Origin of the sequence: Streptomyces sp. SID5643, assembly GCF_009872555.1 — a bacterium.
Taxonomy (GTDB): Bacteria; Actinomycetota; Actinomycetes; order Streptomycetales; family Streptomycetaceae; genus Streptomyces; species Streptomyces iakyrus.
This window is the reverse complement of sequence record NZ_WWIC01000160.1, coordinates 1-12,805: the sequence shown is the minus strand read 5'-3', so window position 1 is coordinate 12,805 and position 12,805 is coordinate 1. Positions and strand designations below refer to the sequence as shown.

The 12,805-nt window shown below is 72.5% G+C and carries 11 protein-coding genes and 1 tRNA gene; 7 read left to right on the top strand and 5 right to left on the bottom strand.

Annotation, left to right across the window (positions count from 1 at the left end; translation table 11 throughout):
• Positions 1–456, bottom strand: a 456-nt coding sequence (locus GTY56_RS19285; protein WP_161366593.1) for a DUF3662 domain-containing protein, incomplete at its 3' end; no start/stop codon positions are given.
• Between the two features lie 472 nt (positions 457–928).
• Between GTY56_RS19285 and GTY56_RS19280 the strand changes: the two genes are divergently transcribed.
• Positions 929–1,015 (top strand) — tRNA-Leu (locus GTY56_RS19280).
• 179 nt (positions 1,016–1,194) lie between these two features.
• Here the strand turns inward: GTY56_RS19280 and GTY56_RS19275 are convergent.
• Positions 1,195–2,385, bottom strand: a complete 1,191-nt coding sequence (locus GTY56_RS19275; protein WP_161366592.1) for a spore photoproduct lyase family protein — start codon at positions 2,383–2,385, stop codon at positions 1,195–1,197.
• 394 nt (positions 2,386–2,779) lie between these two features.
• On the opposite strand from GTY56_RS19275, the gene GTY56_RS19270 reads away from it, so the two are divergent.
• Positions 2,780–3,505, top strand: a complete 726-nt coding sequence (locus GTY56_RS19270; RefSeq protein WP_161366591.1) for a ScbR family autoregulator-binding transcription factor — start codon at positions 2,780–2,782, stop codon at positions 3,503–3,505.
• Between the two features lie 119 nt (positions 3,506–3,624).
• Entirely contained in the window at positions 3,625–4,893 is a 1,269-nt protein-coding gene (locus GTY56_RS19265) for a cytochrome P450 family protein (RefSeq protein WP_202510437.1), read from the top strand.
• Between the two features lie 10 nt (positions 4,894–4,903).
• Here GTY56_RS19265 and GTY56_RS19260 read toward each other — a convergent pair whose 3' ends face one another.
• Positions 4,904–5,827, bottom strand: a complete 924-nt coding sequence (locus GTY56_RS19260; protein WP_161366590.1) for an NAD-dependent epimerase/dehydratase family protein — start codon at positions 5,825–5,827, stop codon at positions 4,904–4,906.
• Positions 5,824–6,987: a ScbA/BarX family gamma-butyrolactone biosynthesis protein gene (locus GTY56_RS19255; protein WP_346345518.1), complete on the bottom strand. Its 1,164-nt coding sequence runs from the start codon at positions 6,985–6,987 to the stop codon at positions 5,824–5,826. Before GTY56_RS19255 ends, GTY56_RS19260 begins: the two co-directional genes overlap by 4 nt.
• Before the next feature lie 303 nt (positions 6,988–7,290).
• Here GTY56_RS19255 and GTY56_RS19250 point away from each other — a divergent pair, with 303 nt between their 5' ends.
• From GTY56_RS19250 to GTY56_RS19235, 4 genes are all read left to right on the top strand, one after another.
• Complete coding sequence (locus tag GTY56_RS19250; RefSeq protein ID WP_161366589.1) at positions 7,291–7,998, top strand: ScbR family autoregulator-binding transcription factor; 708 nt, start codon at positions 7,291–7,293, stop codon at positions 7,996–7,998.
• Positions 7,999–8,140: 142 nt separating this feature from the next.
• Complete coding sequence (locus tag GTY56_RS19245; RefSeq protein ID WP_161366588.1) at positions 8,141–9,580, top strand: DUF2252 domain-containing protein; 1,440 nt, start codon at positions 8,141–8,143, stop codon at positions 9,578–9,580.
• Between the two features lie 243 nt (positions 9,581–9,823).
• Positions 9,824–10,675 carry a hypothetical protein gene (locus GTY56_RS19240; RefSeq protein WP_161366587.1) on the top strand — a complete coding sequence of 284 codons (852 nt, stop codon included), beginning with the start codon at positions 9,824–9,826 and terminating at the stop codon, positions 10,673–10,675.
• A gap of 65 nt (positions 10,676–10,740) precedes the next feature.
• Positions 10,741–11,070 (top strand): rhodanese-like domain-containing protein, encoded by a 330-nt coding sequence (locus GTY56_RS19235; RefSeq protein WP_031137536.1) that lies wholly within the window; start codon positions 10,741–10,743, stop codon positions 11,068–11,070.
• A 145-nt stretch (positions 11,071–11,215) separates the two neighbouring features.
• Here GTY56_RS19235 and GTY56_RS19230 read toward each other — a convergent pair whose 3' ends face one another.
• Positions 11,216–12,349 (bottom strand): acyl-CoA dehydrogenase family protein, encoded by a 1,134-nt coding sequence (locus GTY56_RS19230; protein ID WP_161366586.1) that lies wholly within the window; start codon positions 12,347–12,349, stop codon positions 11,216–11,218.
• Between the last annotated feature and the right edge of the window lie 456 nt (positions 12,350–12,805).

The following is a 12,805-nucleotide window of genomic DNA, read 5'->3' as shown; positions in this document are numbered from 1 at the left end:
GTAGCCGTAGCCGCCGGGGCGGGCGCCCTGCGGGGCGGCGGGCGCGGCGGTGCCGCCTGCCGGGCCGCCCTGCTGGCTGCTGGAGGACGCGAGCGTACGGCTGCGCACCCGGTACAGGCCGGTGTCGAGGTCGTCCGCCTTCTCCAGGTGCACCTTGATCGGGCCCATGAAGGTGTAGCGCTGCTGCTTGGCGTAGTCGCGCACCATGCCGGCGAGCTCGTCGCCGAGCTGGCCGGAGTAGGGGCTGAGCCGCTCGAAGTCCGGTGTGCTCAGTTCGACGATGAAGTCGTTGGGCACGACCGTGCGGTCGCGGTTCCAGATGGTGGCGTTGTTGTCGCACTCACGCTGGAGTGCTCCGGCGATCTCCACGGGCTGGACCTCGGACTTGAACACCTTGGCGAAGGTGCCGTTGACCAGACCTTCGAGACGCTGCTCGAACTTCTTCAGGACTCCCATGGGGCACCTCCTCCGTCGCTGCCGTCCTGTGCACTGCCCTGCGGGCCGCTTGCCTGGTACTGCTTACTGATCGTATCCACGCGCCGCTCGATCGGCTGGTTCCCCCTGTCAGCACCGCCAACGGTGTCGACGCATGACGAAGTTCCCTGTGGAGCTCCCCTTCGAACTCCTCCGGTGGTACTGCTGCGCGTAACCGCCTCGTGTATGCCTGACAAGGATCGTAGAGGCGGCGGAAGACCAGTGTCCCGCACCTGACTGTGGACCCCGACCCCCTCGTGCGGAGACGGCCGGTACCGGTACGAGGTTGATACGTGAACAGGTACGCCTTGATACGTGGCAGGGACATCGAAGGTTCGGTGAGGTCCCTGCCTGCGGGGATAAGGGATGTGAACCCACCCCTTCCAGCGTGCTAATGTTCTGGGTGTCGGAAGGCGCCCGCCCCAAAGGGGCAGACGCCCAGGACACACCCAATGCGCGGGTGGCGGAATAGGCAGACGCGCTGGATTCAGGTTCCAGTGCCCGCAAGGGCGTGGGGGTTCAACTCCCCCCTCGCGCACCATGAGACACGGGTCTCTGCGGTGACGGAAGTCACCGCAGAGACCCGTTCCTCGTTTCCGGGGTCGTTGTGAAACATCACACAGCCCGGCCAGGTCCAACGGCAGGCCCCGCCCGTGAGCTAAGTCACGGGCGGGGCCTGTCTGCGTCGGCGAGGTCGGCGGCGGCGCCGCTCCTGGGGGTTCAGAAGGCGTAGCGCACGCGCAGCCAGGGCGCGTGGTGGTCGATCAGGGCGCGCAGGGTGTGCACGGCCTCCGCCTTGACCCCGTTGCGGTAGCGGATGTTCAGGGCGCCGTTCTCGGAGCGCTTGGCCTGCTGGAGTTCAGGCCGCCACAGTGCTTCCTCGGCTCGGGGATGCCAGCCGAGATTGACCTCGTGCAGCTCCTGGTTGTGGGTGAGCATGATCACTTCCGCGGCGGCCTGCTGTTTCACCCGCGGGGGCAGGACGTCGTCGAGGTGGATGAGCAGCTCGGCCCAGGCGTCCTGCCAGCCGGGGCGGACGACCACGGGCGAGAGGTTGAAGTGCACCTCGTACCCCGCGTCCAGGAAGTCCGCCGCGGCGTCGATGCGCTCGGCGACGGGCGAGGTGCGCACGTCGAGCAGCCGGGCGTCGTCCGGCGGCATCACCGAGAACCGGATGCGGGTGCGGCCGCGGGGGTCGAGGGCCAGCAGGCCGGGGTTGACGAACTTGGTGGCGAAGGACGCCTTGGCGGTGGGCCACTGCCGGAAGGCGTGCACGAGGTCCGCGGTGTTGTCGCAGATCAGTGCGTCCACCGAGCAGTCGCCGTTCTCGCCGATGTCGTACACCCACGCCTCGGGGTCGCACTGGTTCGGCTCGGGCTTGGGCCCCTGCCGTGCGATGTGCCTCGCGAGGTGGGCGACGATCCGGTCGATGTTGGTGAAGACGGTGATGGGGTTGGCGTATCCCTTGCGCCGGGGCACGTAGCAGTAGGCGCAGGCCATGGCGCAACCGTTGGACGGGCCGGGAGCGATCCAGTCCGCCGACCGGCCGTTGGGGCGGGTGGTGAGGGTCTTCTTCTCGCCCAGGACCAGCGTCTCCCCCTTGATGCGCACCCAGCGCTCGGCGTTGCCCTCGTTGCCGTGCAGCCCGGGGATACGCCAGTGGGAGTCGACCATGGTCACCCGCGCGTCGGGGAACCGGGCGCTGATCTGCCGCCCGCGCGGGGACGCCGCGGCCGCGGGCTCGGCGTAGATTTCCCGCACGGGCAGCAGCCGGCGGGCCGTGGCGGAGGTCCGGAAGGACGCGTCCGCGACGGAGGCGGCAGGGCCGGGGGTGGCGGGGCCGGGGGCGAGGGCGTCGAGCCCGAACAGGGTGCCGGAGTCGTCGTCCGGGGTGCCGGACGGGTGGTGCATGAGTGCTCCCGTACGGATGCGATGCGTGCGAGGTGCGGTCGAGGGGGGTGCCGCCCGGCACCTCGGAGAAGGCGGTAGGTGGGTTGTGCACTTGTGGCGACGGGTGGTGCCTTCGATGCCGGAGGGAGCCGGAGCGCCCGCGGCTCGGGGAGCCCCGCGCCGGGGGGTGATCGCGGAGCGCTCGACGTGATCGTCCCGGTGGCCGCCTCGGGTTCCGCCCGGCGCCGGTGGCCACCGTGTGCGGGCGGGCCTGGTCTCCAGTCTACGGGCGCTCCGCCTGATGGAGCCGGGACGGCAGACGGGCGAGGGGACCGTTGAGTCGTCGACGCGTTGTATATAAACCAGGGAGTTGGTTTCATTGCGTCGCCATCAGAGCCCTGCAGGGGAGCCACGGGTGACCAAACAGGACCGGGCCGTCCGGACCCGTCTCGCACTGATCCGGTCGGCGGCCGCGCAGTTCGAGGCCCATGGGTACGTCCGGGCCGGCCTGGCGCGGATCAGCGCGGGAGCCGGCGTCAGCTCCGGTGCGCTGCACTTCCACTTCGCCGACAAGGCCGCCGTCGCCGAGGCCGTGGAGGACGCCGCGGCCCGGGCCTTGCGCGAGGCGGCGGTCCGAGGTCACGGCGACGACGGCTGCGCCCTGCAGCGTCTCGTGGACGTCACGCACCGCGTCGCCCGGCTGCTGTGCGCCGACGTCGTGGTGCGGGCGGGACTGCGGCTGAACGTGGAAGGGGCCGTCGGGCGGGTGCGGGACCTGCGCCGGGAGTGGCGGGAGTGCGTGCAGGGGCTCCTGGACGAGGCGGAGCGCAGGGGCGAACTCGCCGCCGGTGTGACGCCGCAGCGCACCAGCGCCGTCGTCCTCGCCGCCACGACCGGTATCGAGGTGCTGGCGCGCGAGGACCACGAGTGGCTCGCCCGGCCTTCGCTGACCGACCTGTGGCGGCTGCTGCTGCCGTGCCTGGCGGCGCCACGGCTGGCCGGGGCGGTGGATCCGGCGGGGAGCGAACCGGCGGGCGACCCAGTGCGGGGCCAACCGGTGGGGAGTGATCCGTCGGGGCGTGGGCCGGTCGTCCGGGACGGACAGGCGGAGGCGGGCAGGGCGGGGCTCGCGCTGCGGTAGTCATCCACCTTTGGCCGACAGCGGGTGAAGCTGTGGCCGAAACAAACCGGATGCCAAGTTTTTTCCGGCCCCGGATCGCACGATGGTCCCCCAGCCTCTGGACCAAGGAGCGATGAGTCATGGCACAGCAGGCCTGCCCCTTCCTGTCGATCGACCCGTCAGGTCAGGATCTCTACGGTGAAATATCCCGCATCCGTGCCCAGGGCCCGGCCGTGGAGGTCGAACTCCCCGGCGGCGTACGGGCGTGGTGGATCACCGGCCTGGAGCTCAACAAGCGGCTCCTGGCCGGACCCGAGACGAGCAAGGACGCCTTCCAGCACTGGCCGGCCTGGATCAACGGGGACATCTCCCGCACCTGGCCGCTCGCCATCTGGGTCTCGGTGCGCAACATGGTCACCGCCTACGGCTCCGACCACACCCGGCTGCGCAAGCCGATGGCCGCCGCCTTCACCAAGCGCCGCGTCGACGCGCTGCTGCCGCGTGTCCAGGACATCGTCGACCGGGCGCTGGACGCCCTGGAGCGGATCCCGGAGGGTGAAGTCGTCGATCTGCGGGCGGGGTTCGCGGCGCCCGTCCCGCACGAGGTGGTGTGCGAGCTCTTCGGTGTGCCACCCGGCCAGGACGGCCCCCGCGCGGCCCTCTACCGCATCATCAGCCGCTTCTTCGACACGGCGATCTCCCTGGAGGACGCCCAGGCCAACGCCGTCGACCTCTACGGCACGCTGACCGCGTTCCTCCAGCACAAGCGTGAGCACCCGGCCGACGACCTGACGACGGCGCTCATCGCCGCGCGCGACGAAGGCAGCCTCAGCGAACAGGAGTTGATGGACAACCTCATCCTGTTGCTCACCGCGGGCTTCGAGACGACCGTCAACCTCATCGACAACACCGTGCACAGCCTGCTCGCCCACCCCGGCCAGCTCGACCTCGTCCGCACCGGGCAGGCCAGTTGGGAGGACGCCCTGGAGGAGTCGCTGCGCTTCGAGGCGCCGGGCGCCATGTCGGGCCTGCGCTACGCCGTCGAGGACATCGAGATCGAGCCGGGCCTGACCATCCCCAGGGGCGACCCGCTCGTGGTCTCCTTCGCCGGTGCCGGGCGCGATCCCGAGCGGCACGGGCCGGACGCCGAACGGTTCGACATCACGCGCACAACCAGCCGCGACCACCTGTCCTTCGGCCACGGCGTGCACCACTGCCTGGGAAGGCCGCTCGCGATGGCGGAGGCGACCGTGGCCCTGACGTCGCTGTTCGCACGCTTCCCGCGGCTGGCACTGGCCGATCCGGCGCATCCGCCGAAGCGGCTGCGGTCCATCATCTCCACCGGCCACGAGGAACTGCCGGTGCTGCTCCACGGCCGGGACCCGGGCGCGCGCTCGCGGGAGGCGTAGCAGGAGGAGGTCAGGGGACTTTCCGGCCGTCGAGGAACGCGCGGTACCAGGGCGCCGCGCGGCTGAACACGGCCGCGAACCCCTCACCGGGCGAGCAGCCGAGGGCCTTCCAGAACGCGTCGTCCACGAACCAGTGGTCCACGGTGAGCATGCCGAGGTGATGGAGGGCGAGCGGTGACCCGGCGGCCCGGTCGAGGGCGGTGGCGACGTCCACGGCCGCACCGCCCCCGGGCTCCCCCAGCTCCCGTGACACGGCGGCCAGCAGGTCCGTGACCGCCACCGGCTCGGGGTGGCTGACGTGGTGCACACCGCCGCCGGGTGCGGGGGAGAGCGCGGCGGCCACCACCGCACGGCCCAGGGTGTCGACGTCGATCATCGACTGGAGCGCCTCGCAGCCGGTCAGGGTGGCCGACAGTTCCCTCATCAGCCACACCAGTCCCGGGATCACCCAGCGATCGCCCTCGCCGTACACGAGGTGCGGGCGCAGCACCAGGCCGCCCGCGTCCAGGACGTACTGTTCGGCGGCGGCCCGGGTGCGGCTGGTGGGTGACGCCGGCGCTATCGGCGCCTGGCCGGGGCGCACGCCAGGGAAGGGGCCCCGGCCGTGGACGGCGGCCGTGCTGACGTACACGATCCGGCGCACTCCGGCGCGCACGGCCTCCTCGACCAGGGCGCGGGTGCCGTGGTCGTTGACCGCCTGGACGGTCTCGGGGTCGCCGTCGACCTTCGTGGCGCAGTGCACCAGGACGTCGGTGTCGGCGCAGACCCCGCGCAGGGAGGGCGGGGCGCAGAGGTCGCCGTGGACGTACTCGGGGCCGTGCGGCGCGTGCCGGGACAACAGGCGTACGTGGACATCGGGTTGCCGTTGCGCCGTGGCGGCGACCCTGCTGCCGACGAAGCCGCTCGCGCCCGTGATCAGAACCTTGACCGTCACGAGCGGGACCGTACCCGCGCCGGCCGGGCGGAGGTCAGGCTCGCGGTGAAGACGGACGCGCCGTCCTGCCGCCCCGAAACCCGTACGGTCACCTCCCCGGGGCGGTCGTCGAAGACCTCGGTCTCGATCCGGCACGGGCTGTGCAGCTCTGCGTACTGGGCGAACTCGGCCGTCAGCGTGCTCGGCAGGAAGGGGTGCAGGCCGGACGCGGCGCCGGCGGCCTGACGGGCCGCCTCGAACAGGACCATGCCGGGCACGTGGTCGTTGGGCCGGGGGAAGAGCACCGGGTGGCCGGTGTCGACGCGCAGGATCCAGACGCCGGGGCGGTCGGCGGGGGCGAGGACGACGTCCTCGGCGCGGGAACGTCCCGCGGCCTGCGGCGCTATGCCCGCCAGGAGGGGGACCGGTGTGTTCCAGGCGTTCAACCGGCCCGCCCGCAGGCGGCGGTAGGCGCGTGGTGGGGTGCAGCCGGTGCTTCCGGTGCCGCGGGCGACGAACCGTCCGGCGCGGCGGAACTCCATCGTCGTCCGCATGCTGCGCAGTCCGCGGCCGCGGCGGCGGATCTCCGAGCAGACGACGTCGATCTCGACCGGCTCGGCGGCGTCCGCCAGCAGCAGCGCGGCCGGGTCGACGTCGACCGTCAGGTCCCACATGACGAAGTGGGTGTCGGCCGGAGCGCCGAACTCGGCGTGCGCCAGCACCATCGACGCCTGCCGCAACGTTTCGCCCACGATCATCGGGTCTTGGTGCCGGTCGTCGAGCGGGCCGAAGAAGGGGTGGGCGGCCGGCCAGTGTGCGGTGAACCGGAAGCGGGTGTCGGAGATTCGGGTCCACCGGGCGGGGAAGACGTCCGTCTCGGTGGTGCGGTGGGCGAGTGCTGCGGTGACGGCAGTGACGGCAGTGACGGCAGTGACGGCGGTGGTGGGCTGGTGGGGGGTGGAGGGGTGGTCGGTGACGGGAGAGGGTGCTGCGGGTGTCTCGGGGGTGGTCGTCGAGGGTGTGGGTGTCTCGGGGGCGGTCGGCGATGGTGTGGGCTTATCGGAGGCGGTTGCCGAGGTCGCGGGTTCTGCGGAGGCGGTCGGCGGAGGTGCGGGTTCCGCGGAGACGGCCGCAGAGGTCGCCGGTTCCTCGTAGGCGGTCGGCGAAGGTGCGGGTTCCACGGTGGCGGAACCCGGGGGTGCCGGCTGCCGGGGGACGGCAGGGTGTGGCGGGTTCTCGACGGTCGTAGCGGTTCCGTTTGCCGGACGGCCCCCACGTCCGGTCTGATCCTCCGTGAGTGCGCTCAAAGGCCCTGTCTGCGGCATGAGAACCCCCAGGATCGGCTGCCTGGCCGAGATCGACGCGTGACTAAGATACGGACGAGCCGGTTTTTTTCAAAGGGTGAGCCAAGCCGCTGGGACAGGCCCTCGCGCCCTCGCCACACAGCGACTTCACAGGGATCGACCAAGCTCAGGAGGCACCCGATGGCGCGACAGGAGCGCGCGATCCGCACCCGGCGGACCATCCTGGAGGCGGCAGCGGCCGTCTTCGACGAACGCGGCTACACCTCGGCGACCATCGGCGAGATCCTGGACCGGGCAGGCGTCACCAAGGGCGCGCTGTACTTCCACTTCGGCTCCAAGGAGGAGCTGGCGGTGGGGGTGTTCGAGGAGCAGCTCGCGATCGCGCTTCCGCCGCAGTCCAGCAAGCTCCAGGAACTGGTCGACTCCGGTCTCGTGATGGCCCGCCGGCTGCGGTCCGAACCGCTGGTGCGGGCCAGCGTGGGGCTCGCCCTCGACCAGGGCGCCATGGATCTCGACCGCACCCCGGCCTTCCGGATGTGGATCGACCAGAACACGCAGTTGCTGACCGAGGCGAAGGCCCGCGGCGAGCTGTTGCAACACGTCGACGTGGCGGAGACGGCGGAACTGCTCGTCGGCAGCTTCTCCGGGGTGCAGCTGCTGTCCCAGCTGCGCTGCCAGCGGCAGGATCTGGAGCGCCGTGTCGTCGTGCTGTTCGAGCACTTCCTGCCCAGCATCACCGTGCCCGCGGTGCTGGCCCGGCTCGACATCTCGGTGGACCGGGCCGAGCGGTTGCTGGCGCAGGTGCGGACGGAGGAGGAGACGGCCGTGGCGGTGGAGGCCTCGGTGCCTTCAGCACCTTCAGTGCCGTCTGTGTCTTCGGGGGCGTAGGGCGTAGGGCGCCACCGCCGCGCGCGCTCGGCACGGGTTGTCCACAGCTGTGGAGTTGTCCACAGGGACTGACGCGTTTCGGCCGCCGGTTGTACGGTCGGCACGAGTTGATGTTCGTGCGCGTGCGGGGGAGGCGGTCGGGATGACCAGGGCTGGAGCTCAGGACGAGGGCGGGGCCACGGCGAGGGACGGGGCGCCACGCCGGCTGCCCACGGTGCGTGGCTTCGCCGAATGGCCGGCCGAGGGCTCGCCCAAGGACGAGGGCAAGGCCCTGCGCAAGCGGATCCCGCGCAGCGCGCACGCAGCGCTCGACCTGGACGCGTCCCGGCCCGACGCGGTGAGCGCCGTCGAGGAGTCCGGTCGCGGGCGGCTGCCCGAGCTGGCCCCGATCCGGGTCGGCCGCATGACCGCCACCCCGTTCGCGTTCCTGCGCGGCTCCGCGGGCCTCATGGCGTACGACCTGGCGCGCACGCCCATGACCGGGATCCGCGCCCAGATCTGCGGCGACGCCCACGCGGCCAATTTCGGTCTGTACGGCGACGCGCGCGGCGGCCTGGTCATCGACCTGAACGACTTCGACGAAACGGTGCCCGGCCCCTGGGAGTGGGACCTCAAGCGTCTCGTGACCTCCCTGGTGCTCGCGGGCCGGGTGGCGGGTGCCGACGAGGATCAGTGCCGCAAGGCGGCGTACGACGCGGCGGGTGCCTACCGCAGGACCATGCGACTTCTGGCCCGGCTCCCGGTGCTGGACGCGTGGAACGCCATCGCGGACGAGGAGCTCGTCTCCCACACGGACGCCCACGATCTGCTCGGCACGCTGGAGCGGGTCTCCGAGAAGGCCCGCCACAACACCAGCGGCCGCTTCGCGGCCAAGTCGACCGAGACCACCGAAGACGGCGGGCGCCGCTTCGTCGACGCCCCGCCGGTGCTGCGACGGGTCCCGGACGCCGAGGCCGCGGCGGTGGCGGCCTCCCTGGAGGAGTACGTCGGCACCCTCCAGGAGGACCGCCTGCCGCTCCTCGCCCGGTACGCGGTCCAGGACGTGGCGTTCCGGGTCGTCGGCACGGGCAGTGTCGGCACCCGGTCCTACGTCGTGCTGCTCCTCGACCACCGGGGCGAGCCGCTGGTGCTCCAGGTGAAGGAGGCGCGGGCGTCGGCGCTGGTCCCGCATCTGGTGAAGGCCGGTTTCGAGGCGCCGGAGGCCGGTCACGAAGGCCGGCGGGTCGTGATGGGCCAGAAGCGGATGCAGGTCGTGAGCGACAACCTGCTGGGCTGGACGACGGTCGACGGTTTCCCCTTCCAGGTCCGCCAGTTCCGCAACCGCAAGGGCAGCGTCGACCCGGCCGCGCTGGCCGCCGACCAGATGGACGACTACGGCCGTATGACCGGCGCGCTCCTGGCCCGCGCGCACGCCCACAGCGCCGATCCGCGCCTCATCGCCGGGTACTGCGGGAAGAACGAGGAGCTGGACGAGGCGATGGCTGGCTTCGCCGTGGCCTACGCGGACCGGACCGAGGCGGATCACGCGGAGCTGGTGGCCGGGGTGCGGGCGGGGAAGGTCGCGGCGGAGGTGGGGGTGTAGGGCCGGCGGGTTTCGGAGCGGGTGCGGGCTGCCGGTTCTGTGAGGTTGCGGGAGGCGGGGGCTGCGGGTGGGGGCTGCCGGTTCTGTGAGGTTTGCGGGTCGCGCGGGCTGCGGGTGCGGATCGCCGGTTGTGGATGACGGCCACGGCTGGGGCATCGGATGTGGCGCCGTCCGCCGGATTCGTCCGGCCGGGGCTGCCCGCCGGGGCGCGGGCGGGGCCGGGGCGTCACCTAGGCTGGTCGGGTGACGACCCCGGAAGCTGAGCAGGATGGTGGCGACGCCGCCCGGCCCGAGGCGCGGCTGGAGCGGGCCGTGCGGGCCGCCGAGCAGGCGTTGATCGAGTACGAGATCGCGGTGGAGACCTTCCGCGTCGAGGTCGAGAATTTCTCCCGGCTGCACGAACAGAAGCTCGGTCCGCTCTACGCCCGGCTCGAGGAGCTGGACGCCCGGATCCTGGAGGCCAGAGCCGCCCGCAGCGGCGACCCCGCGGACCGGCAGCGGGCGGAGGAGGCCAGAGCGCGGCTCGCCCCGATCCCCGGCGTCGAGGATCTGCTGCACGGCTGGATGGACGGCGGCGGTCTCTTCCCCGAGGCCTCCGCGATGCTCACCGACCAGCCGGTCCGGCCCCCGCAGCGGGTCCGCCCCAGCGAGGAGGCCCGCAAGCTCTACCGCGACCTCGCCCGCAAGGCCCACCCGGACCTGGCGCAGGAGGAGAAGGAACGCGCACGGCGCGAGGAGTTCATCACGCGGGTCAACGCCGCCTACGCCCGGGGTGACGAGGCCGAGCTGCGTGAACTCGCCGAGGAGTGGGCCAAGGGGCCCGAGCTGAAGCGGGGCCCGAGCCGCGCCGAGGAGCTCTACGCGCGCCTCGAATGGCTCGCCCAGCGCAAGGAGCTGCTCGGCCTGCTCGCCAGGGAGCTGGAGGACAGCGCCATCGGCCACATGCTCCAGCTGGCCCCGGACGACCCGGACCGGCTCCTGGACGAGATCGGGCAGGGGCTGCTCGCCCAGGTCACCGAGCGCGAGACGGAGCTGGCCGCGCTGCTCGACGAGGGAGAGGGCCAGGGGCAGGGGCAGGACGATGGCCAGGTCTGAGCCGTGCCCCGGCCGGGGTCCTGGCCGGTTCCGGTAGCGTCGGACGCATGAGTTTTGGAGCTGGTGTGCCCACGGTCGCGGTCGCGGACCTCAAGGACGGCGACTTCCTGCTGGACGTCCGGGAGGACGACGAGTGGAAGGCCGGCCACGCCGAAGGGGCGCTGCACATCCCCATCAGCGAGTTCGTCGCCCGCTACGGAGAGCTGACCGAGGCCGCCCCGCAGGACGGCCGGGTCCATGTGATCTGCCGCTCCGGGGGCCGGTCCGCCCAGGTCACGATGTACCTGGCCCAGCAGGGCGTCGACGCCGTGAACGTCGACGGCGGTATGCAGGTGTGGGAGGCGGCGGGCCGTCCGGTCGTGACGGACGACGGGCAGCAGGGGTTCGTCCTCTGAAGCGCCTGACCGACTGGACCCCCTGACCGACTGGACCCCCTGACCGACGGAACCGCTTGACCGCCCCTCGGCACGGGTGACGGCCGTGGGGCCGGACCGCACGGACCGCCTGGGCCGCTGGACCGCTTGGACCCGCCCGTTCGCGTCAGCCCAGGGGGTGGGTCGCCAGGAGGTCGCCCAGGGCCTCCTCGTGTGCGGAGGCCGGGCCGAGTGACAGTTCCAGGTGCTTGGCCCAGGCGTGGTAGCGGTGCAGGGGGTAGTCGACGTCGGCGCCGAAGCCGCCGTGCAGGTGCTGCGCGGTCTGCACGACCCGGCGTACGCCCTCCGCCGCCCAGATCTTGGCGACGGCCACGTCCCCGGCGGCGGGCAGCGGTCCCGGGGCCCCGGAGGAGATCCGCCACGCGGCCTGCCACAGCGTGGCCTCCATGGCACGCAGGTCGATGTAGCGGTCGGCGGCCTGCACGGCGACCGCCTGGAAGGTCGCGACGGGGAACCCGAACTGCTCCCGCTTGCTCGTGTAGTCCCCGGTCATCCGCAGCACGCGTTCCCCGAGGCCGAGGGCCAGCGCACACGTCCCGGTGGCCAGCAGGTCCCGCAGCCACTCCCACGCCCCGTCGGTTTCGATCACGTCCCGGGTGGCGAGCCGTGCCGACTCCAGCCGCAGTTCGCCGAGCCGCTCGCCGCTGGTGGAGAACTGCTCGGCGAGGCCGGTTCCCTCATGGCCGCGCGGCACCAGGGCGAGCACGGTCCGGCCGGTCCCGGTGTGCGCGGGGACGAGCGTGACGTCCGCGTCGTGGGCCCAGGGCACGGCCGTCTGGATCCCGTCGAACACCCAGGTGCCGCCCTCCTGCCGGGCGGTCACGGCCTGCTCGGCCGGGTCGTGGCCGGTACGGCCGTGCGCGGCGACGGTCAGCACGGTCTCGCCCCGGCCGGCCCGGGCGAGCAGGTCCGCCTTCGCCTCTTCGCCGCCGTAGGCCTGGACGGCCGCCGCTGCCGCGCTGCTCTCCAGCAGGGGCACCCGGGCCAGGACCCGCGCCGACTCCCGCAGCACCAGGCACAAGGCGATGGCGTCCAGGCCGGCCCCGCCGTACCGGGCGTCGAGCAGCAGGCTCAGCAGGTCCGCGTCGGCGAGGGTGGCCCACAGGGTCTGGTCGTACGTCTCGGCGACGGCGCCGGGGGTGAGGGCCGGGCTGGGCACGGCGTCGGGCGCGACCCCGGCGAACACGCCCCGCGCCGCCTCGGCCGCAGCCTGCTGCTCCTCGGTGAAGGTGAAGTCCACGGTGCCTGTCCTTCCGGCGTTCCCGGTGAGCTGACGGGGCGTCAAGATAGAACAGGTTCTAGAAGAAGGGAATGGGTGTACGGAAGGGCGCCGTAGGGTGTCACTCTCATGGACGACCGGCCGGGGCGCCCTGTGGATAACCTGCGGGGGTCCCCTGTGGACCAGGGGGACCGCGGTTTCGACCGGTCGCGTTCGCCGTACGGTCGGCCTCCGCGGTGTGGCGACGGCCACGGCGGGACCGGCGGACAGGGGCTGTGCCCGGGTGGGCGTCCTGAGTACCGTGCCCGTGCCGACGCCGCGCAGTGCCGCACGGGCGGTACGACGACGCCCACGCGGCCGGGCGGACGGAACGACGGACCGGGATCGTGGAACGGGGCGGAATGGACGCGTACGACGAGGGCTCGGACGCCCGGCACGGCCCGGCCGCGCCGGGCCGGCCGGCCCCGCCCGAGGAGC

Excerpts from the sequence above, each read along its gene's own strand:
- GTY56_RS19275 (WP_161366592.1), bottom strand. The coding sequence starts at position 2,385 with ATGCACCACCCGTCCGGCACCCCGGACGACGACTCCGGCACCCTGTTC.
- GTY56_RS19265 (WP_202510437.1), top strand. The coding sequence starts at position 3,625 with ATGGCACAGCAGGCCTGCCCCTTCCTGTCGATCGACCCGTCAGGTCAG.
- GTY56_RS19250 (WP_161366589.1), top strand. The coding sequence starts at position 7,291 with ATGGCGCGACAGGAGCGCGCGATCCGCACCCGGCGGACCATCCTGGAG.
- GTY56_RS19245 (WP_161366588.1), top strand. The coding sequence starts at position 8,141 with ATGACCAGGGCTGGAGCTCAGGACGAGGGCGGGGCCACGGCGAGGGAC.